Source organism: Arsenophonus nasoniae DSM 15247, assembly GCF_000429565.1.
Lineage (GTDB): Bacteria > Pseudomonadota > Gammaproteobacteria > Enterobacterales > Enterobacteriaceae > Arsenophonus > Arsenophonus nasoniae.
Genome location: NZ_AUCC01000211.1, coordinates 1 through 1,664, shown reverse-complemented (window position 1 = coordinate 1,664; position 1,664 = coordinate 1). Strand labels below are relative to the sequence as shown.

The following is a 1,664-nucleotide window of genomic DNA, read 5'->3' as shown; positions in this document are numbered from 1 at the left end:
TTCTTTCTCTTCCTCGGCACGAACAACCATGAGAGCGAGTTCTTTTGCTGTTGGTAGTAATGTTTGAGGTTGTAAAACGCGTCGTTCACATTCAATAAAGTACTGCCTTGCCTGTTTCCCTTTTTCATTACGCTCAACCATTGATAACTCTTTCGCCATATCGAGGGAAATTGCGTATTCCTTTGTAGGACGGCCACCATTTGGGGTTTTTCCTAAAATTACGATAAAGTCCTGACTCTCAATAAATCCATATTGTTGAATGCGATCTTTTATCCAATCAGCAAATTTCTGCTTGCTTTCTAAAAACTCATGTAAATCACGGGCATTAACCGTTTGGATTAATGCGTCATTGATGTTTTTTGTTTCGATAGTGATTAAAATTGACATAAAGGTATTCCTCAATAATGAAATTGATAAAAGATTGCCCCTTTAAAAAGGGGCGTTAAGATTAATTAGTGGCGTTCTAAGAAATGGGTCAACTCACCTTCGTACCAATGGTCAGTGCGCGCGGTAATTATCCCGATTTGTTGATGGTGGAATTGCTCAAAAAGCTGTTTTATTTCTGCTAATACGGTATCGATATTCTCACGTTTACGCAAAAGGCGTTTGATAACTTGTTTTTCAGCGTCATTGATAATTTGTCGTAGTGACTCGGTAATATAATAAATACGGCGACACTCATCAGCCATTAACGGTATATGCTCCACCTGAAAACGCTCCGGTGATGGTGTGCCAGTCACTTCGCGTAAAGCCAGCCACACCGCATTACTCCACGAACGCTCAAACCGTAAGCCATTTGTCATACACCAAACTAAATGCGTCAGGTTACGGCTGTCTGAATGGCTAAAACGCTCTGCGGCTTTCGTTTGGGGTTGTGGTTGATGGCGATCATATCTGCCAGTTTTGCGGATCGAGGGGAGAACTTCATTAAATACCCAGTCCTGAAATTGTTTTGCTTCGGGCTTATTGCTACGGAAAATAACACGATAAAGGTTAGGTTCATTCACATAAACAAGTTGTTGGTTTCCGCCTTTTGTAGGGGTTACATGTTTTGTAATCCCCTTATCATCCATTCGGAAGCGTTCAGGGCTTGCGACAATAATAGATAAAATTTCACATACATCTTTCAGGCAAAACCAAGGTTCACCGCTGATTATCTGAATACGTACATTATGGGTCTCTTGGAAAGAAAATGAGATAGCTTGTGCGGTAGTCATAATATGACCTCCGATGGTAGTATTTGGATTTACTCACCGCTAAAGCTGCGAAACTTATCGGCGGTGAACTGAACAGGGTTCGCAGTACCGGAACTACCGACCGGCCAACCTTACGGTTGCCCCATCCAGCTCACCATTGAATTGTGGCTAGATTACGACATTAAAAAACACGCTCGCGGCGTGTGCATGTCGCGGTAGCTTACGGCAGGCTGCGAAACCTGACATCTGATTTTGCAGATGCAAGTAAACTATAGCGCATGATTTCTTCTTTCGTCAATAAGTTAATTTTCAGTCAACAGTGGGTAAGATACTGCTTAGATCCTGACTATCTAGTACGATGACCTGATGGCCTAGGGCAAAAAGCCTTGCGTGTTCGCGCAATTGATAGGGGGTAGGTTTTTCGCCCGGTGCTTTGCACTCCACAAAAATAATCTTGCCATTGGGCAG

The 1,664-nt window shown here is 42.7% G+C and carries 3 protein-coding genes; all 3 read right to left on the bottom strand.

Going from position 1 to position 1,664, the window contains the following annotated elements; genetic code table 11:
• Positions 1 to 387: antA/AntB antirepressor family protein (locus tag G468_RS0117565; protein ID WP_026824101.1), on the bottom strand; the 387-nt coding region annotated here is incomplete at its 3' end.
• Between the two features lie 65 nt (positions 388 to 452).
• A complete protein-coding gene (locus G468_RS0117560) occupies positions 453 to 1,217 on the bottom strand; it encodes a BRO-N domain-containing protein (protein ID WP_026824100.1) in 765 nt (254 codons plus the stop codon).
• Between the two features lie 288 nt (positions 1,218 to 1,505).
• The coding region (locus G468_RS24995; protein WP_034250464.1) for a PDDEXK family nuclease at positions 1,506 to 1,664 on the bottom strand (159 nt) is incomplete at its 5' end.

Bases quoted from the DNA above. Each gene is read 5' to 3' on its own strand.
- G468_RS0117560 (WP_026824100.1), bottom strand. From the start codon at position 1,217: ATGACTACCGCACAAGCTATCTCATTTTCTTTCCAAGAGACCCATAAT.